Annotated in this window: 19 protein-coding genes; 9 read left to right on the top strand and 10 right to left on the bottom strand. The window is 64.4% G+C overall.

The window, feature by feature from the left end:
• Positions 1 to 31: 31 nt before the first annotated feature.
• Positions 32 to 610, bottom strand: coding sequence for a cob(I)yrinic acid a,c-diamide adenosyltransferase (locus Mspo_RS01910; protein WP_159726266.1), 579 nt, complete (start codon positions 608 to 610; stop codon positions 32 to 34).
• 218 nt (positions 611 to 828) lie between these two features.
• The gene (locus Mspo_RS01905; protein WP_201281605.1) at positions 829 to 1,020 is read right to left on the bottom strand and encodes a twin transmembrane helix small protein; all 192 of its coding nucleotides are present in this window, start codon (positions 1,018 to 1,020) and stop codon (positions 829 to 831) included.
• 450 nt (positions 1,021 to 1,470) lie between these two features.
• Here Mspo_RS01905 and Mspo_RS01900 point away from each other — a divergent pair, with 450 nt between their 5' ends.
• From Mspo_RS01900 to Mspo_RS01890, 3 genes are all read left to right on the top strand, one after another.
• Positions 1,471 to 2,049, top strand: coding sequence for a hypothetical protein (locus Mspo_RS01900; RefSeq protein WP_159726264.1), 579 nt, complete (start codon positions 1,471 to 1,473; stop codon positions 2,047 to 2,049).
• A 13-nt stretch (positions 2,050 to 2,062) separates the two neighbouring features.
• Positions 2,063 to 2,302, top strand: coding sequence for a hypothetical protein (locus Mspo_RS01895; RefSeq protein ID WP_159726262.1), 240 nt, complete (start codon positions 2,063 to 2,065; stop codon positions 2,300 to 2,302).
• A 299-nt stretch (positions 2,303 to 2,601) separates the two neighbouring features.
• Positions 2,602 to 3,420, top strand: a complete 819-nt coding sequence (locus tag Mspo_RS01890; RefSeq protein ID WP_159726260.1) for a lipopolysaccharide assembly protein LapB — start codon at positions 2,602 to 2,604, stop codon at positions 3,418 to 3,420.
• A gap of 15 nt (positions 3,421 to 3,435) precedes the next feature.
• Here Mspo_RS01890 and Mspo_RS01885 read toward each other — a convergent pair whose 3' ends face one another.
• Both Mspo_RS01885 and Mspo_RS01880 read right to left on the bottom strand, forming a co-directional pair.
• Positions 3,436 to 4,380: a DUF2778 domain-containing protein gene (locus tag Mspo_RS01885; protein ID WP_306344915.1), complete on the bottom strand. Its 945-nt coding sequence runs from the start codon at positions 4,378 to 4,380 to the stop codon at positions 3,436 to 3,438.
• 690 nt (positions 4,381 to 5,070) lie between these two features.
• A complete protein-coding gene (locus Mspo_RS01880; protein WP_159726259.1) occupies positions 5,071 to 6,468 on the bottom strand; it encodes a DUF6270 domain-containing protein in 1,398 nt (465 codons plus the stop codon).
• Positions 6,469 to 6,739: 271 nt separating this feature from the next.
• Here Mspo_RS01880 and Mspo_RS01875 point away from each other — a divergent pair, with 271 nt between their 5' ends.
• The 6 genes from Mspo_RS01875 to Mspo_RS01850 all read left to right on the top strand — a co-directional run bounded on the left by Mspo_RS01875 (position 6,740) and on the right by Mspo_RS01850 (position 12,962).
• On the top strand, positions 6,740 to 7,729 hold the full coding sequence (locus Mspo_RS01875; protein WP_159726257.1) for a helix-turn-helix domain-containing protein: 990 nt from the start codon (positions 6,740 to 6,742) through the stop codon (positions 7,727 to 7,729).
• A gap of 138 nt (positions 7,730 to 7,867) precedes the next feature.
• The gene (gene adh / locus Mspo_RS01870; protein ID WP_159726255.1) at positions 7,868 to 9,385 is read left to right on the top strand and encodes an aldehyde dehydrogenase; all 1,518 of its coding nucleotides are present in this window, start codon (positions 7,868 to 7,870) and stop codon (positions 9,383 to 9,385) included.
• 395 nt (positions 9,386 to 9,780) lie between these two features.
• Positions 9,781 to 9,972: a hypothetical protein gene (locus Mspo_RS01865; RefSeq protein WP_159726253.1), complete on the top strand. Its 192-nt coding sequence runs from the start codon at positions 9,781 to 9,783 to the stop codon at positions 9,970 to 9,972.
• Complete coding sequence (locus tag Mspo_RS01860; RefSeq protein WP_159726251.1) at positions 9,962 to 10,393, top strand: hypothetical protein; 432 nt, start codon at positions 9,962 to 9,964, stop codon at positions 10,391 to 10,393. The genes Mspo_RS01865 and Mspo_RS01860 overlap by 11 nt, the downstream gene beginning before the upstream one ends.
• A 217-nt stretch (positions 10,394 to 10,610) precedes the next feature.
• Complete coding sequence (locus Mspo_RS01855; RefSeq protein WP_159726250.1) at positions 10,611 to 12,302, top strand: lysine--tRNA ligase; 1,692 nt, start codon at positions 10,611 to 10,613, stop codon at positions 12,300 to 12,302.
• Positions 12,303 to 12,413: 111 nt separating this feature from the next.
• Positions 12,414 to 12,962 carry an alpha/beta hydrolase gene (locus Mspo_RS01850; RefSeq protein WP_159726248.1) on the top strand — a complete coding sequence of 183 codons (549 nt, stop codon included), beginning with the start codon at positions 12,414 to 12,416 and terminating at the stop codon, positions 12,960 to 12,962.
• A 58-nt stretch (positions 12,963 to 13,020) separates the two neighbouring features.
• On the opposite strand, the gene Mspo_RS01845 is transcribed toward Mspo_RS01850, so the two are convergent.
• The 6 genes from Mspo_RS01845 to groES all read right to left on the bottom strand — a co-directional run bounded on the left by Mspo_RS01845 (position 13,021) and on the right by groES (position 18,436).
• Positions 13,021 to 14,418 carry an NAD(P)(+) transhydrogenase (Re/Si-specific) subunit beta gene (locus Mspo_RS01845; RefSeq protein ID WP_159726246.1) on the bottom strand — a complete coding sequence of 466 codons (1,398 nt, stop codon included), beginning with the start codon at positions 14,416 to 14,418 and terminating at the stop codon, positions 13,021 to 13,023.
• Between the two features lie 4 nt (positions 14,419 to 14,422).
• Complete coding sequence (locus Mspo_RS01840; protein ID WP_159726244.1) at positions 14,423 to 14,872, bottom strand: NAD(P) transhydrogenase subunit alpha; 450 nt, start codon at positions 14,870 to 14,872, stop codon at positions 14,423 to 14,425.
• Positions 14,873 to 14,917: 45 nt separating this feature from the next.
• Positions 14,918 to 16,048: a Re/Si-specific NAD(P)(+) transhydrogenase subunit alpha gene (locus Mspo_RS01835; RefSeq protein WP_159726242.1), complete on the bottom strand. Its 1,131-nt coding sequence runs from the start codon at positions 16,046 to 16,048 to the stop codon at positions 14,918 to 14,920.
• Positions 16,049 to 16,139: 91 nt separating this feature from the next.
• Positions 16,140 to 16,277, bottom strand: coding sequence for an aa3-type cytochrome c oxidase subunit IV (locus Mspo_RS01830; protein WP_159726240.1), 138 nt, complete (start codon positions 16,275 to 16,277; stop codon positions 16,140 to 16,142).
• 183 nt (positions 16,278 to 16,460) lie between these two features.
• Positions 16,461 to 18,098: a chaperonin GroEL gene (gene groL / locus Mspo_RS01825; protein WP_159726238.1), complete on the bottom strand. Its 1,638-nt coding sequence runs from the start codon at positions 18,096 to 18,098 to the stop codon at positions 16,461 to 16,463.
• Positions 18,099 to 18,148: 50 nt separating this feature from the next.
• On the bottom strand, positions 18,149 to 18,436 hold the full coding sequence (gene groES, locus Mspo_RS01820; protein WP_159726236.1) for a co-chaperone GroES: 288 nt from the start codon (positions 18,434 to 18,436) through the stop codon (positions 18,149 to 18,151).
• Positions 18,437 to 18,672 lie beyond the last annotated feature (236 nt).

Below are 18,672 nucleotides of genomic sequence, written 5' to 3'. Positions count from 1 at the left end.
GACGGGAAGCGGCGGCGGCAGGGGCGGAAGGTCAGCGCGTCGCGCCCGGCGTCCACAGCACGTCGCCGGCATCCTTATTGGCGTAGCGTGCGGCGACGAAGAGAAAATCGGAGAGGCGATTGACATAGCGCAGCGCCGTCGCGCCGACGCTCTCGTCCGGCGCATTGGCGAGCGCCACCATCACGCGCTCGGCGCGGCGGCTCACCGTGCGGGCGAGGTGGAGATGGGCGGCGGCCGGCGTCCCGCCCGGCAGCACGAAAGATTTGAGCGGGGCGAGCGAAGAATTGAGCGCGTCGATCTCGCGCTCCAGCCGATCCACCTGCGACTGCACGATGGCGAGGCTGTTCTCCGGCGGCGTCGCGCCGGGCTCGACCGGCGTGGCCAATTCGGCGCCGAGGTCGAAGAGATCGTTCTGGATGCGCGCCAGCATGGCGTCGAGCGCCGCGTCCCCCGCCGTGGCGAGACGCGCGAGGCCGATGGCGGCGTTGGTCTCGTCCACCGCGCCATAGGCCTCGACGCGCAGATCGTCCTTGCGCCGGCGCTCGCCGCCGACGAGGGAGGTGGCGCCGGCGTCGCCGCCGCGTGTGTAGATCTTGTCGAGGCGGACCATCGTCAACTCTTCCAGTGTCGGCGGTTCTTCTAGTGGCCTGCGTCATTCGAACTGAAGATCCGAAGGCCCCCTCCCTCACCCTCCCCCGCTTCGCGGGAGAGGGGGTGGCAAACGCTACGCGAAGCTTCGATGAAGCGCCGGATCTGCCCCCTCTCCCGCATAGCGGGGGAGGGCTGGGGAGGGGGCTCGAGCATCTTCACTTTCATTGACGCAAGCCACTAGTGTCGAAACGCGAGGATCGCCAGGATCAGCAGCAGAGCGCAAAATTGCAAGCCCACGCGCCAGCGCATGAGCTTTTGCGAGAGATTGCCGTCGCCGCCGCGCAGCACATTGCCGAGACCGAGCAGCACGACGAGAGCGACCGCGGCGACCGCGCCCATGACGAAGAGATTGGACCAGCTGGACATCATGGGGCCGGGTCCTCCCGGAGGCGCGCGCTCTGTTGCGCTTTCATGACTAACGGAGCGGGGGGCGATGGGCAAGCGGCGATGGGCGAGGCCACGCTCCTGTTCGAATTTCCATTCGTGAGCCTGAGCGGAGCTCGGCGCCGCCCGCAAGCTCGTTGACGGAGCCGGCGAATCAGGAAACAATGGCTCGCAAATGTCATCCCCTCGAATACTCTATTTGTTGTCGTCTCGGAGACTGTCACGACGCTTTGGTTTTGCTCAGAACCAGCGTTACAGTCGGGTGCTGGCTCGTCATTCGTGAATTGCGCCTTGGATCTTGGCGTATAGAGCCCCTCCGATCACCATCCAAGCGCAAGAATTGCGCGTTCCGTGAAAGTTCCGCGTGCCGCTGCGAGCGGCGCAGACCGCCCAGTCGACACTGGGCGTCGATGGGGCTCGATTCGGGAGATGGAAATGACGGACACGCTCGAGGAATCCCAAACCATCGTTCAAGCATCGATCGAGGCTCAGCCCGCGAAGAGCGAAAGCAAGCTCGAGGCGGAGCCGGAGGCGGTTGCGGCGGCCGCCGAAACAGAGGAGGCCGTCGAAACTGCAGCAGGGGAAGAAGTCGTCGAGATCGAAGCCGTTGAGGCCGCTGCGGCCGTGACCGAGGATTCGGTCGACGCCGAAGCCGGTGAAGCGGAATCAGAGGAGGCCGTAGAGGCCGAGGAGGCCGCCGACGCTGTGGCGGAAACCGCCGAGGCGGAGGTCGTCGAAGCCGCGGATGAAACGGCGGCGGTCGGCGAGGCGGTCGAGGAGGTCGAGGCCGTTCAGGCGGTCGCCGCTTCGGATCCGCTCGAACACGTGCGGGAGCTGCTCTTCGGCGAGGCAAAATTTGCGCTCGAAACGAAGCTGGAGCACGCGCGAACGGAGCTTTCGGATCGAATCGCGGTTCTGGAGGCGCGCATGGAGACCGACCACGCGGCTTACTTCGGCATGGTCACGGCGATAATGCAGCTCGGGGCGTCGGTGCAAAATCTCAACGTGAAATAATGAGGGGGCGAGCATGACCACCCCCAGCGGAACGGACCCGGATCTCGATCGGATCAAGTCGCTCTCGCTGGGGGACGAGCTCTGCCGCCTCGACAAATTCGAGACGGCGGCCTTGCGCGTCGACGACAGCGCCCGCCTCACGGCCGCGACCGCGGAAGTTCTCGTCGACGCCTCGCGCGCGGCCGATATTGCGCGCGGCGTCGGGAATCGGCGAACGCCATCGCGCCGCGGCCGTGATCGCGACGCTCCGTGAGGATCTCGAGAAATCGAGAGAACCGCGAGCCGAGCCGCCGAGACCCGCCCGCAGAACGCCCTTCCTTCCGCTCGGCGTCCTCTTCATCTTCATCGCCGGGGCCGTTTGGGCCGGGATGCATCCGCCGCTGAGGCAGAAAAAGTCACGAGACGAGCGTTTCCAGCCGAGGTGGACGTCGGTTCGGCGTCGGAAACGCGTGAAAATAGTTGCCTAGAATCTTTCCGTGTTTCAATGAAGCACGAAAAGATTCTAGGCTTCGCCATCAATTGTCGACACGCGCATTTTCGGGATGACGGATCATGGAGATCGATCGCGGGGACCGTATCGTTCCGGCGCCTTCCGCGGAGAAAGGCCGTCTTTGGATCGGCGCCGCGGTCGCGATCGCCGGGGCTCTCACTGTCGCTTTCGCCGCATTCCCTGATCTGCGCGATTTTCTGCGCCGTGAGGCCTATTCGGCGGCGAGCGCCGTCGGCGCGCCGACGCCGGCCGACGAATATGCGCCGGTCTATGCGCGGCTCGAGGTCGAGCCGCTGCGAGCCGGCTTCGTCGCCAAGCCCAAAATTTCCACTGCGCTGGCCAAGCTGTTGCGCGAGCCCTGCGACAAGCGCGCGGTCGCCGCTCTCGCCGAGGCGCTGATTCTGGAAGGAGAAGAGCGCGTCGGCGCCCGAATCTATCGAGGCTTTTCCGCCGCCTGTCCGAACACCGCTACGGAGAAGGGACGCGCCGGCGAATTGTTCCTGCGCATCGGCGATACGGAGGCCGCCATAGCGATCGCCGATGTGCTGATCTCCGAGCAGCCGATCTTTCCGGATTTTCATTATCTACGCGCCCGCGCGCTCTTCGCGGCCAAGCGCTATGATGCGGCGATCGCCGAATATAAGACGACGATCGAGCTGTTCCACGACCGCGCCAGGGTGCATGAGCGATTGTTCGTCGAGCTCGCCAACGCCTATGTCGCCGTGGGCAAGCCCTGCGAGGCCGCTTTCTCCGTCTTTTCCTGGATCGCGCTCGACCCCGGCCGACGCAGCACGCCGGGCGCGCGCAAGCGTGTCGAGGAATATGGCGCGCTCGGCTGCCGCAATCTCCCCGCCTTCGACGATCAGCCGAAGAGGCTGTGAAAAGCCTCTTCGGCTTCAGCGCTTGCCGACGACGACGAGGCGCTTGATCTCGCCGCGCTCGAAGGCGCGCAGAAAGGCGGCGTAATTCTTGAACGAGATGCAGCCGTTGGAGTCGCCGCGCGGGCCGAGCATATAGGTGTGCGCGAGCAGTCCGGCGCGGCCGAAGATGGCGCTCTCGCCGCCCACCGGCGTCAGCCGGATCGCGCGCACGCCATGGAACAGGCGCTCGCGGAAAGTGAGATCATAAGTGTGCGGCGGCGTCGCGCCGCGCATGCGCACATGCACGAAGCGCGGATCGTCGAATTTGTCGCCGAGGCCCGAATGCGCCTCGAGACGCGCGCCGTCCGGCATATAGACCGTATGCGCGCTGATGTCGTAGACGGCCGTTTGATTGTCGTAAGCCGCCGTCGGATTGTGCGTCAGGGAGCGCAGGCCGTCGAAGAGGCCCGTCTCCGGCGCCGCATAGGCGAGCGCCTTGCCGGTCGGCTGCAGCGGGCCGAAGACCTTGTCGAAGAAGGAGCGATTGTCCTCCTCCTGCGCCGGCTCCGAAGCCGTCTTGCGCGCGCTTCGGACGGCGGGGACGAGGGGCGGACGCACGCCCAAGCCGAATTCGGAGGGACGCGGCGGCGGCAATGGCGCGCTCTCTTCCTCTTCTTCCGCAGTCTGCGGCCCGAGGCCGGCGTCCTTGCGGGCGGGCGGAACCGGCGCCTCTATCGACGAGGGACGAGACGAAAGCTGCGGCGCCTCGAGCGAGGCCACGACCGTCTTGGGCGCGGCACGCTCGGGCGCGGCATGCGCGCGTAGATCGCCGACGAGCACGCCGAAAGGAATGGAGAAGGACGGAGCCTCGATCGAGGCCGTGGTCTCCGTGGGAGAATCGACCTCGAGCGCGGCGGTCGCTGGCGGCGCCTCCACGACGATCTCGGCGCGTCGCATCGCCAGACCCGTCAGTCCGCCCACCGCGAGGGCGCCGGCGACAAAGAGGGTCGAAATCAGAATGCGGCGAGATGTTTCACGGCGGAGCAATGAATTGAGCAAGCATCGTTCACCGGGATTCTTTCTCATTCACCCCCACTTTCGGAAGGACTTCCGTTACTCACTCTGTCCGAGAGCTTCAAAGAGAAGACGCTCGACTACGCCACACGCGCCCGGAATGGAGTTTCGTCTCATCCATCCCGAGCATGGTTTAAGAAGCTGAAGTTACATTTTGGCGGTTTTTTGTCCGCTCTACGTAGCTTCAGCGCGACTATAGGTGAGCTCGACTTTGTTCGACTCGAGAATGACCGACGCGAGCTTCACCGAGCCCAAGAGCGAATTACGCCCGAACATAGTAAAAATTTCGGTAAACCCTTCGCATAATCCCGGTCGGCGCGAAGGGTCTAGAGCGCATTCGGACAAATCATGTCCGAATGCGCTCTAGAGCTATTTGAATTCGCATGTTCTTTTCCGAAAACCGCTTCGCGCTTTTCGGGAACAGGCCCTAAAGCGCTTCCAGCCGAAGTGGACGCCGGTTCGGCGTCGGAAACGCGTTAAAACAAAAGCCCAGGCTCGAGCGCGAGACCGCGCAGATCACGGTCTCGATCTCGTCGATGGAGAGAGCATGGGCGCGACGACCGGGCGCAATCTGTCGTCGCCTCACCGCGATCGGCGTCAGGAATGAAACGTCGCCGAGCGCCCCTCGCTGCGCCCGTGAAGGATGTAATGCGCCAGCGGATCGACGCCGGCGGCCGCCACGTCCGGATAGCGGAGGAGATAGCCTTCCGCGTCGAATTTCGCGCGACGCAACCTGTGCATCTCGCATCTTCGCGCCCACCAGACGAATAATCGGTCGAAAACGCTTCTCGCGGCGGCGCCGCTCCCGTCCGCCTCCGCCAGATATTTCTCTAACCAACTCTCGGATTGCGCCTGTTCGAGCCGGTCTCGCGCCTTGCGGAGGTCGTCGTGCGCTCGGGCCAGCTCCAGCCGCAATCGGCCCGTCTCGATCTCCGCTCGAGCGAGCCGCTCTCGCGCGTCCTGGAGATCATCGCGCGCTCGGGCCAGCTCCTGCCGCGATTGGTCTTTCTCGAGCGCAACGCCCTGGAGATCGTCGCTCGCCTCCGCCAGCTGCGGCCGCAATCGATCGATCTCGTAAATCAGTTCCTGGGCCAGAATCTGGGCCGCGTCCCGCTCCGCGCGCATCTTGCTGCGCTCGGCGGCCTGCTCCAGCAGAAAGTCGGCGGTCACATCCGCGACCAGCCGCGGCTCGACGAGCCGGAGCAGCTCCGCCTTCATCTGAAAATAATATTCGCGCTCTGGATGGAACTCCCATTCGCCCCAAGGGGCGTCGCGCGAGGTGAAAAACAGCTTCTCGTGGACGCCCAGCAGACGAATTCCCGGCGTGGCGCTCAAGCGTTCGTAGACCGACCGCAGTCGTCGGTTCCGCCGCCTGCTCGCCTCGATGTTTCCGTAGGGGAGGAAGCTCCCGCTCGACAAGCTCGTCTCGCACAAATATCGCTCGACGAAGAAAATCTTCGTGCCGGCTTTCCGCTTCGGCTCTAGAATTTCGCTGTGAAGCTTGGCGAAATGGGAAAACCACAAATCCCAATAGAAATCCGTATCCGCAGAAATGCTGTCGTAGGATGCGAGTTCCTCTATGCTGGAAAAATCGATCTGATCCTCGCCTTCCCCCAGGATGTCGCGGAAATCCGGAAAGATCGTGCCGCCCGTCACGACATGATTGGTCGCAAAATCCTGCGCGACGTCGAATGCCATGACATCGTAATGATTTTCTGAGATCCGCCGATAGAGAGGCTTCTCCATTTCACGCTGCAGGAGACGGAATGTCGTCCCGCTGCGGGAGGCGGTGGCGTGCAATGGGGTCGGCTCCGAAGCGAGGCCCGGAATCGTCGCCCGCCAAAAATGCTTATGGTCGAAGCGATCCGCGGGAAGCTCGACCTCGAAAAGTTGTTCGAGAGTGCAGCCGCCGAAGGACGCCGACTTCAGCACGGGCTCGCGAAGCGACTTCGTCTCCACGAGGAGCGGCGTGACGATCGAGTCGTGGGAATCCATCAGAGCCGTCCTCGCCCCAGTCGGCAAAATCGATTATTTCAAAAATTTTCGGGCGATATATTCGTTAGGTAGAAATTGTCAATGTGTTCCCGTTACAGGATGCGCTTTCGCGGGTCGCCGTTCGCTGGCGGCCGCCTGTCCGGCTCGACGCTGGAGCGAGACTCTCGCGGCGAGAGCCGGCGGGCGCAAGTCGCGCCGGCGCGACGACAGGTGAAAGCGTCCGCGCGTCGCGCTATGCTGGCCTCTCCTCCAACCGGAGAGAGACCCTGCAATGCGGCGCGAGGTGAGCCATGTCGACCGGATCCGCTCGGTCATCGATGACGACGCGGCCCCCGCGGCTTCGGCGGTCGCCGCCTCCTGGCGGCGCTGCGTCACGCTGCATGGGCTCGACCCGGAGGCGCGCCGCGCGCCGGATTTGATCGACGCGGCGGCTCTCCACGCGGCGCGCGAGCGGCTGGCCCCGTTGCTGCGCGCGGCGCAGAACCCGCTCGACCGCCTGTTCGTGGCTGTCGCCGAGCTCGGCTGCTGCACATTGCTCAGCAATGTCGAGGGCGTGCCTCTCGAGCGGCGCAGCGCCGAGGCGGATGCGGCGGATTTCGACGCGCGCGGCCTGCGTCCGGGCGCGGTCTGGAGCGAGGCGCGCGAGGGCACCAACGCGATCGGCGCCTGTCTCGCCGAAGGCCGCGCGCTGACCATTCACCGCGATCAGCATTTCCACACGCGCAACACGGGGCTGAGCTGCGCCGCGGCGCCGATCTACGATCACGAGGGACGGCTCGCCGCCGCGCTCGACGTCTCCTGCAGCCGCGAGACCCTGCCAGGCGGCATGGTCGCGCTCGTCGCCATCGCTGTCGCGGAGGCCGCCCGGGCGATAGAGGCGGCGCATTTCCGCGAGGCCTTCGCCGGGGCGCGCATCGTGACGGCGCCTTCCGAGCGCGGCGCGGCGCTTCTCGCCGTCGATCGGCACGATCTCGTCATCGGGGCGACGCGGGCGGCCCGCCTCGAGCTCGGCGTCACCGACGCGCGCATAGCGGCGCAGCTTCCCGCCGCCGATCTTTTGACCGGCGGCGGCGAGGCGCAGGCCGAGCTGCACAAAGCCGAGCTGCAAATAGCCGAGCTGAAAGACGCCGAGCGCGGCGCGATCCGCCGCGCGCTCGCCCGCGCCAATGGCAATGTGACGGCGGCGGCGCGTCTGCTCGGCGTCAGCCGCGCCACGCTGCATCGCAAGCTCGGCCGGCTCGGATTGTCGCAGGGACATTAGAAATTGTCCGAGTGTCGCAAATCTGCGACACCTCGCGGGCGTTCATGCGTTTACCCCGCTGGCGCTGCCGGCCGCGCGGGCGGATGATCCCCTCCGACGCCGCAAAGGCGCGCTCGAATAATGGCAAGGGGAAACGTCATGACGAGGCCCGAATTCCTCCGCTCCGCGAGCCCGAAGTTCAAGGCTCGATACGAGAATTTCATCGGCGGCCGCTGGGTCGCGCCGCGCGCCGGCCGCTATTTCGAGAATGCGACGCCGGTCAATGGACAGATTCTCTGTGAGGTCCCGCGCTCGGACGAATCCGACATAGAGATCGCGCTCGACGCCGCCCATGCCGCCAAGGACGCCTGGGGCCGCGCCAGCGTCGCCGAGCGCGCGCGCATCCTCCATGCGGTGGCCGATCGCATGGAGCAAAATCTCGCGACCCTGGCGGAAGCCGAGAGCTGGGACAATGGCAAGCCGATCCGCGAGACGCTCGCCGCCGACATTCCGCTCGCCATCGATCATTTCCGCTATTTCGCCTCCGCGATCCGCACGCAGGAGGGCGGCATATCGGAGCTCGACCACGACACGGTCGCCTATCACTTCCACGAGCCGCTCGGCGTCGTCGGCCAGATCATTCCGTGGAACTTCCCGCTGCTGATGGCGGCCTGGAAGCTCGCGCCCGCGCTCGCCGCCGGCAATTGCGTGGTGCTGAAGCCCGCCGAGCAGACGCCCGCCTCCATTCTCATATGGGCGGAGCTCGTCGGCGATCTGCTGCCCGCGGGCGTCGTCAATATCGTCAACGGCTTCGGCCTCGAGGCCGGCAAGCCGCTCGCCTCCTCGACGCGCATCGCCAAGATCGCCTTCACCGGCGAAACCAGCACGGGACGGCTCATCGGCGAATATGCCGCGCGCAATCTCATTCCCGTGACGCTGGAGCTCGGCGGCAAATCGCCCAACATCTTCTTCGCCGACGTCGCGGCCGAGGACGACGCCTTCTTCGACAAGGCGCTCGAGGGCTTTGCGATGTTCGCGCTCAATCAGGGCGAGGTCTGCACCTGTCCGAGCCGGGCGCTGGTGCAAAAGAGCATCTATGACAAATTCATCGAGAAGGCGGTGAAGCGCGTCGGCGCGATCGTGCAGGGCGATCCGCTCGACGCGAAAACGATGATCGGCGCGCAGGCCTCGAAAGAGCAGATGGAGAAGATCCTCGGCTATATCGACATCGGCCAGAAGGAGGGCGCGGAACTATTGATCGGCGGCGGACGCGCCGATCTCGGCGGCGATCTTTCCGGCGGGTACTATGTCGAGCCCACCGTGCTCGCCGGCAACAATAAGATGCGCGTGTTCCAGGAGGAGATTTTCGGGCCCGTCGTGTCGGTGACCGTCTTCGACACCGATGAAGAGGCGGTGGCGATCGCCAATGACACGATCTTCGGTCTCGGCGCCGGCGTGTGGACGCGCGACGTCAATCGCGCCTATCGCGTCGGCCGCGCGATCCAGGCGGGGCGCGTGTGGACCAATTGCTATCACGCCTATCCGGCCCATGCGGCCTTCGGCGGCTACAAGCAGTCCGGCGTCGGCCGCGAGAATCACCGCATGATGTTGGATCACTACCAGCAGACGAAGAATCTGCTCGTCAGCTACAGCCCGGACAAGCTCGGCTTTTTCTGAGCGTCCGGCCGGGGCGGCCGTTCCTCCCCGCGGCCGCCCCGCTCCCTTTTCTGCGCCGCATTTTGTCGGCGCTCGCGCGAACGCTCGGAGAGGTAGTGAGTCAGTTCGAAATTTGGGGGGTGATGGGAGTGGAATCCGACTGGCTCGGCGGCCGGCGTCTCCGATCGGCTTTGGGAGCTCGGGATATCGTGGCGCTCATGGAGGCGGAAGAGGCTAAAATTGTCATGAAACGCGCCTCTTATAAAAAGGCATAAAAACAATGGTATAAATATGCCGCTTAGAACGCCGCAAATTTATCGCCCTTGTCGGCTTGCCTTACGCAAGCCACTTAACATGTCGTCAATTCGAGTTCGGCAAGAATGCCAGACGAGAGTTGGCTAAGGGAGGAGGACGCAATGGCGATAAAATCAAACGCTTTCGGACGCGTCACCCTCACTGATAAAGATGCCGAAAAATTCAAAAATCAGATCACCTTCGGCAAGCCAAAGCGGGCTGCTGTCGAAAGTGTGAAACGTGGTGTGCTTCTAACGCAATCTTTGCGTGACAACGGAGGACGAATCACGTTTTGCTTGAAGCGTGACAGATAACGACATTTCAGTCGAAATTCGGCAAATCGAGCCCGGTGATAAGCTCACCGGGCTTTCGCTTGGCGGCGAAGAGTTCACTCCTCTGAAAACATTCTTGCAACGTCACGCAAAGTCATATCAGGAAAAAAGTCTTGCTCGCACATGCGCCATTTTTGATAAAGGCAAATCAAATAAAGTAGTTGGTTATGTAACTCTTGTGTGTGGAGAGGTTGTATTGCAGGATGGTGATGTATCGCCTCTTTGCAATGATAACGTCGATTACAAATATCTGCACTATCCTGCCGTAAAAATAGCTCGGCTTGCGATCGATCGTAGATACCAGGGGTTCGACCTTGGTTCAAATCTCGTTGATCTCGCACTAGGCGTCGCGAAGTGGACTGTTTGTCCGGCAGTCGGTTGCAGGTTTGTCGTTGTCGATTAAAAAAATCAGCGGTCGGTTTTTATCTAAAAGCGGGCTTCACCATGCTTGACACGGAAGCTAACCGAAATCGCTCCGACCCGGTTCTTTTTGTGGACCTGCAAAAAACGCCTTCCGAATAACTTCAAACTGACCCACTACCCCAAGAATGATGCGTTGACGCTTCCGCCCGGCGCCAATAGTGTGCGCGGCTCTTCGCGACCGCAACAAAAGCCGCATCATGCCCACGCCCGAGCCTCTGCCCGCCGATCTCCTCGAAGCCGCCCGCGTCTCGCCGGCCTGGCCTTTCGAAGAGGCGCGCAAGCTCGTCAAACGGGTGGAGGAGACAGGGCAGACGAAAGTTCTGTTCGAGACCGGCTATGGTCCCTCCGGCCTGCCGCATATCGGCACATTCGGCGAGGTGGCGCGCACCTCCATGGTGCGCCATGCCTTCGAGATTCTGACCGAGGGAAAGATCGAGACGCGTCTCATCGCCTTCTCGGACGATATGGACGGGCTGCGCAAGGTCCCCGACAATATCCCCAATAAGGAGCTCGTCAGAGCCAATCTCGGCAAGCCTCTCACCAAGGTTCCGGACCCGTTCGGCACGCATGAGAGCTTCGGCGCGCATAACAACGCCCGTCTGCGCGCCTTTCTCGACGCTTTCGGCTTCCGATACGAATTCGCCTCCTCGACGGAATATTACACGTCGGGCCGATTCGACGCGGCGTTGCTGCACATGCTGGCGCGCTACGACGAGGTGATGAAGATCATGCTGCCGACCTTCCGCGAGGAGCGCGCGGCGACCTACTCGCCCTTCCTGCCGATTCACCCCCATACGGGAATAGTGATGCAGGTCCCGCTCGAGCAGGTCGATGCGGCGGCGGGGACGATCTCCTGGCGCGATCCGGAGAACGGCGAAGCCTTCGTCACGCCCGTGACCGGCGGCCATTGCAAGCTGCAATGGAAGCCAGACTGGGCGATGCGCTGGTATGCGCTCTCCGTCGATTATGAAATGGCCGGCAAGGATCTGATCGACTCGGTGAAGCTGTCCTCGGCCATCGTGCGCGCGCTCGGCGGCCGGCCGCCGGAGGGCTTCAATTATGAGCTCTTCCTCGACGAGAAGGGCCAGAAGATTTCCAAGTCGAAAGGCAACGGCCTCACCATCGAGGAATGGCTGACCTACGCCAGCCCCGAGAGCCTCGCGCAATTCATGTATCAAAAGCCGAGCGCGGCCAAGAAGCTCTACTTCGACGTCATTCCGCGCAATGTCGACGATTATCTCTCCTTTCTGGACGCCTATCGGCGTCAGGCGTGGAAGGAGCGGCTCGGCAATCCGGTGTGGCACATTCACTTCGGCGCGCCGCCGGAGCCGGAGACGCTGGCCCATGAGGGCGAAGCCAAGGGGACGACGATCTCCTTCTCCATGCTGCTCAATCTCGCGACCGTCGCCAACGCCGAGGACCCTTCGGTTCTGTGGGGCTTTCTGCGCCGCTATGCGCCGAATGTGTCGCCGCAGAATCATCCGCGGCTCGACAGGCTCGTCGGCTATGCGGTCGCCTACTTCCGCGATTTCGTGCGGCCGGCGAAGCGCTATCGCGCGGCGGACGAGGTGGAGCGCGGCGTGTTGACGACATTGTCGGAGACGCTCGCCTCGCTGCCCAGGCAAGCCAGCGCCGAAGACATTCAGACGGCGCTCTATGACGTCGCGCGCGCCGTGCCGCGTTATCAGGATCTGAAGGCGAAGGGCGCGACGCCGGAACGGCCGGGCGTGTCGAACGATTTCTTCAACATGCTCTATGAGGTTCTGCTCGGCGAGAGCAGAGGCCCGCGTTTCGGCTCCTTCATCGCGCTCTTCGGCATGGAGGAGACGCGCGGCCTCATCGCCAAGGCGCTGAACGGAGAACTGGCGAAGGCCGAAACACAGGCGTGAGCCGACCGTCATCGCGAGGAGCGAAGCGACGACGCGATCCAGGGGCCGCCTCACGGCTCTGGATTGCTTCGCTTCGCTCGCAATGACGATGATCGAACAGGAGCGACGAAGATGCGCGCGGCGGATGCGGATATTCTGATCCTGCCGGGGCTCGGCGGCTCCGGCCTCGAGCATTGGCAGACGCGCTGGGCGAAGAAGCTCTCCACCGCGCGCTGCGTGGCGCAGGCGGATTTCGACGCCCCGCGTTTTGCCGAATGGATCGAAACCATCGAGCGGGAGATCGCCGGCGCGACGCGTCCTGTCGTGCTGGTCACGCATTCGCTCGGCGGGATCGCCGCGCTGCATGTCGCAGCGCGCGGAAGCGACAAGATCGCCGCCGCCTTTCTCGTCACGCCGCCGTCGGAGCGGGCGATCGAAGCGCTCACCGCGATCGATCGCGCCTTTCTTCCCATTCCGCGCGCGCGGCTGCGTTTTCCCGCCATTCTCGTCGCGAGCTCGGACGATCCTCATGCGGACGCCGACTTCTCGCGCGGATTGGCCGAGGAAATAGGCGCGGAATTGGTCGACGCCGGCGCGGCGGGGCATGTCAACGCCGAGAGCGGCCATGGGCCTTGGCCCGAGGGCTCGCTGCGCTTTGCGGGATTCCTCTCGAAGCTGTAGAGCGCCCCCGCCTCGCCCTCTCCCGCGGCGGGGGAGGGCCGGGGAGGGGGCTTCCGCGTCAGTGGGCCAGCGATTTGACGATCGATTCCACGGTCTTCTTCGCGTCGCCGAACAGCATCATCGTATTGGGGCGGAAGAACAGCTCGTTCTCGACCCCGGCGTAGCCGGAGCCCATGCCGCGCTTCAAGAACAGCACCGTCTTCGCTCTTTCGACATCGAGGATCGGCATTCCATAGATCGGCGATTGCGGATCGGTCTTGGCGGCGGGATTGGTCACGTCGTTCGCGCCGATGACGAAGGCGACGTCGGCCTGGCCGAATTCCGAATTTATGTCCTCGAGCTCGAAGACTTCGTCATAGGGAACATTGGCCTCGGCGAGCAGCACATTCATATGTCCCGGCATGCGGCCGGCGACCGGATGAATGGCGTATTTGACCTCGACGCCTTCCTTTTTCAAAAGATCGGCCATCTCGCGCAGCGCGTGCTGCGCCTGCGCCACCGCCATGCCGTAACCCGGCACGACGATGACCTTGCCGGCGTTTTGCATGATATAGGCGGCGTCCTCCGCCGAGCCCTGCTTGACCGGGCGCTTCTCCACCGCGCCGGCCGCCGCCGCCGTCTCGCCGCCGAAGCCGCCGAGAATGACGGAGACGAAGGAGCGGTTCATGCCCTTGCACATGATGTAGGAGAGGATGGCGCCGGAGGAGCCGACCAGCGCGCCGGTGATGATGAGCGCGAGATTGCCGAGCGTGAAGCCTATGCCCGCCGCCGCCCATCCCGAATAGGAGTTGAGCATGGAGACGACGACCGGCATGTCCGCGCCGCCGATGGGGATGATGAGCGTCACGCCGAGCGCGAGCGAGACGAGGATGATGAGGAGGAGCCAGAAGCCGCTCTCCGTCGTGGCGAAGAGCACGATGAAGCCGATGAGCGCGACGCCGAGCAGAATATTGATCGTGTGACGCTCGGGCAGCAGGATCGGCTTGCCGGTCATGCGTTCGTCGAGCTTCAAAAAGGCGATGACCGAGCCGGTGAAGGTGATCGCGCCGATCGCCGCGCCGAGCGACATTTCGAACAGGCTGCCGCCCTCTATGTGGCCCGGAGCGCCGATGCCGAAGGCCTGCGGCGCGAAAAAGGCGCTGCCGGCGACGAGCACGGCGGCGAGGCCGACGAGCGAATGGAAGAAGGCCACGAGCTGCGGCATCTTCGTCATTTCGACATGCTTCGCCACATAGGCGCCGACGCCGCCGCCGGCGCCCGCGCCGATCAATATGAGGATCAGCGCGCCGAGGCTCGGCAGGCGCAGCAGCAAGGTCGTGCCGACGGCGACGCCCATGCCGATCATGCCGTAGAGATTGCCCTGCCGCGAGGTCGCGGGCGAGGAGAGGCCGCGCAGCGCGAGGATGAACAATATGCCGGCGGCGAGATAGAGAAGGACCGCGAGATTGGCGCTCATGCCGTCAGCCCTTCTTCTTGTACATCGCCAGCATTCGCTCGGTGACGAGGAAGCCGCCGAATATGTTGACGCTCACCAGCGCGAGCGCGATGAAGCCGAGCCAACAGGCGACCGAGGAGCCGCCGGAGGCGTCCGCCGCCGTGTCGACGCCGACCGAGAGCAGCGCGCCGACGACGATGACCGAGGAGATCGCGTTGGTGACGGACATCAGCGGCGTGTGCAGCGCCGGCGTCACCGACCAGACGACGTAATAGCCGACGAAAACCGCCAGCGCGAAGATCGCGAGGCGGAACACGACGGGGTCGACGCCGCCGGCCAGACCGTGCGAGGAGGCCGCCGCCGCCACCTGGGCGAGCTGATCGGAATAAGATTGCGCCTGATCGGCGAGCTGGCGTGTCGCCTCGGCTGCGCGACGCGCCGCTTCGAGCAATTGCTGTGTCGTGTCGGTTGCCATGTCACAACGCCCTTTCTTCGCGCGCGACCCTCGGGGCCGTCGCGATCAAGCCGCAAATCGCGAATCGATGACGGCGCCGTCGCGGGTGAGGGCCGTCGCCTTCACCAATTCGTCGTCCCAATCGATGGCCAGAGTCTTCGTGTCCTTCGAGATCAGCGTCTCGACGAAGGCGTAGAGATTTTTTGCGTAGAGGCTCGAGGCGGTGGCCGGCAGGCGGCCGGCGAGATTGACCGCGCCGATGATTTTCACGCCATTGTCGACGATGGTTTCGCCCGCCTTCGTCAGCTCGCAATTGCCGCCGCGCTCGGCGGCGAGATCGACGATGACGGAGCCCGCGCGCATGGAGCGCGCCGCCGCCGCCGAGACGAGCCTCGGCGCCGGGCGGCCGGGGATCAGCGCCGTCGTGACGACGATATCCTGCTTGGCGATATGCGCGGCGACGAGCTCGGCTTGGGCTTCCCTGTATTCCGGCGACATTTCCTTGGCGTAGCCGCCTGCGGTCTCGGCCTGGCGGAATTCGTCGTTCTCGACGGCGATGAATTTCGCGCCGAGCGATTCCACTTGTTCTTTCGTCGCAGGCCTGACGTCGGTCGCCGAGACGATGCCGCCGAGGCGCCGCGCGGTGGCGATCGCCTGCAGGCCGGCGACGCCGACGCCCATCACAAAAATTCTGGCGGCGGGAACCGTGCCCGCCGCCGTCATCATCATCGGAATGGCGCGGCCATATTCGGCCGCAGCGTCTATGACCGCGCGATAGCCTGCGATATTCGCCTGGGAGGACAGAACGTCCATCACCTGCGCGCGTGTGATGCGCGGCATGAGCTCCATGGCGAAGAGCGTCGCGCCGGTCTGCGCGAGGGCGGCGAGCTCCTTCTCATGGCCGAAGGGGTCGGCGATGGCGAGGACCGCCGCGCCGCGCGCAACGCCCGCAAGCTCGCCCGGCGCCGGTCGGCGTACCCGCAGCACGATCGCGGCGTTATCGGCGGCCGCAGCGGCGCTCTGCGCGACGGTCGCGCCGGCCGCGGCATATTCGGCGTCGGCAAAGCCGGATTTCGCCCCGGCCCCCGACTGGATGACGACCTCTGCGCAGAGACCCCTGTATTTTTTTACGGTTTCCGGCGTCGCGGCGACGCGCGTCTCATTCTTGTCAGTCTCGGATTGAACAGCAATGCGCATGACGAAACTCCATTGCGCGGAGATTCGGTTCCCCGCGGCCGGATGGCCGCGCGGTTCGCATTCGGTCAAAAACTGTCGGAAAACCGGTCGGTCAGCGTGCGAGGAGGAAATACATCAGCAGCAGGCTGACGACGGAGGCGGCGGTTCCCACCTTCAGCAGCGTCAGAAAGCCGCGATAGGTGGCGAGATGTTCCGCGAGGTCCGTCGAAGTCTCGTGATGATCGGCCATTCCGCTCCCCCTCGTTTTCTCGAATCCCGGTTTCGCCCGTCGAGGGGCGTAACGCGATCATGCTAGACGAGGACGCTCGATCCTGCAACGGCGCAATCGTCGCGGCTCGCGCCCGGCGCGGCGGCGGATATGAAAAAGGCCCCGGATCGCTCCGGGGCCTTCTTCGTCTTTCTGGAACGGCGATCAGAAGTCCATGCCGCCCATGCCGCCGCCGGGCGGCAGCGCCGGGCCGGCGTCCTTCTTCGGCTGCTCGGTGATCGTCGCCTCGGTGGTGACGATGAGCGCCGCGACGGAAGCCGCGTCCTGCAGGGCCGTGCGGACGACCTTGGTCGGGTCGATGATGCCGAGCTTCACGAGATCGCCATATTCGCCGGACTGAGCGTCATAGCCGAAGCTGTAGTCCTTCGACTCGAGCAGCTTGCCGACCACGACCGCGCCGTCGCCGCCGGCATTGTCGACGATCTGACGGGCCGGAGCCTGGATCGCCTTGCGGACGATCTCGACGCCGGTCTTCTGGTCGGAATTGGCCACCTTGACGTCGCCGAGAACGGCGATGGCGCGCAGCAGGGCGACGCCGCCGCCGGGCGAGATGCCTTCCTGCACCGCGGCGCGGGTGGCGTTCAGCGCATCGTCGACGCGGTCCTTCTTCTCCTTCACCTCGACCTCGGTCGCGCCGCCGACGCGGATCACCGCGACGCCGCCCGCGAGCTTGGCGAGACGCTCTTGCAGCTTCTCGCGATCATAGTCCGAGGTGGTCTCCTCGACCTGCGCCTTGATCTGGGCGACGCGGGCCTCGATGTCCTTCTTCTCGCCGGCGCCGTCGATGACCGTCGTGTTCTCCTTGTCGATGCGCACGCGCTTGGCCTTGCCGAGCAGCGGGAGCGTGACGCTCTCGAGCTTGATGCCGAGATCCTCGGAGACGACCTGGCCGCCGGTCAGGATCGCGATGTCCTCGAGCATGGCCTTGCGGCGATCGCCGAAGCCCGGCGCCTTGACGGCCGCGATCTTCAGACCGCCGCGCAGCTTGTTGACGACCAGCGTGGCGAGCGCCTCGCCCTCGACGTCCTCGGCGATGATGAGCAGCGGCTTGCCGGTCTGCACCACGGCCTCGAGGATCGGCAGCAGCGGCTGCAGCGTCGACAGCTTCTTCTCGTGGATGAGGATGTAGGGGTCCTCGAGCTCGGCGACGAGACGCTCGGCGTTGGTGATGAAGTAGGGGGAGAGATAGCCGCGATCGAATTGCAGGCCCTCGACGATGACGGTCTCGGAATCGAGGCTCTTGGCCTCCTCCACCGTGATCACGCCCTCATTGCCGACCTTCTGCACCGCCTTGGCGATCTCCTGGCCGATGAACGAGTCGCCATTGGCCGAGATGGTGCCGACCTGGGCGATCTCGTCGTTGGAGGTGACCTTCTTGGAGTTCTTCTTCAGATCGGCGACGACCGCCTCGACCGCGAGGTCGATGCCGCGCTTCAGATCCTGCGGGTTGAGGCCCGCCGCGACGGCCTTGGCGCCTTCACGGGCGATGGCCGCGGCGAGGACGGTCGCCGTCGTGGTGCCGTCGCCGGCGGTGTCGTTCTGCTTGGAGGCGACCTCACGAACGAGCTGGGCGCCGAGATTCTCGAACTTGTCGGCGAGCTCGATCTCCTTGGCGACGGTGACGCCGTCCTTGGTGATGCGGGGAGCGCCGAAGCTCTTTTCGATGACGACGTTGCGGCCCTTGGGGCCGAGCGTGACCTTCACAGCATTGGCGAGGATGTCGACGCCGCGCAGAATCCGGTCGCGCGCGTCGGAGGAGAAACGGATGTCCTTGGCTGCCATTGTCGTTCAGCTCCGTTGGAATAGGAAAATGTCGGGAAAGGCGGGGCGCGTCAGACCACGACGCCCAGAATGTCGCTTTCCTTCATGATGAGGAGATCTTCCCCGTCGATCTTGACCTCGGTGCCGGACCATTTGCCGAACAGCACGCGGTCGCCTTCCTTCACGTCGAGGGCGACGAGCTTGCCGGTTTCGTCGCGGGTTCCGGGGCCGACGGCGATGACCTTGCCTTCGGCGGGCTTCTCCTTCGCGGTGTCCGGAATGATGATGCCGCCTTTGGTCTTGTCCTCGCTCTCGAGGCGCTTGACCACGACCCGGTCGTGGAGGGGACGGAACGCCATATCGTCTTCCTTCGTTACAGCCCGGCCGGAGCGCGCGGGCGAAAGATTGCGTAAAATGCTCGTTGGCACTCGCCGCGGGCGAGTGCCAACGAGCTGTCGGTGAGATAGGGAGCCGCCCCCGGCGATGTCAAGGGCGCACGGCGCCGAAATTCGGGCGCCGAAAGCTGGAATGCATAATATTGCGCCTTGCCCTGCCTCTTTATGCGCGTTCGGCGGCGAAATCGGGGCGACCCTCT

The organism is Methylosinus sp. Ce-a6 (assembly GCF_009811655.1).
Taxonomy (GTDB): domain Bacteria; phylum Pseudomonadota; class Alphaproteobacteria; order Rhizobiales; family Beijerinckiaceae; genus Methylosinus.
The sequence above is the reverse complement of the archived record's forward strand: the minus strand, read 5'-3'. Positions and strand labels throughout refer to the sequence as shown.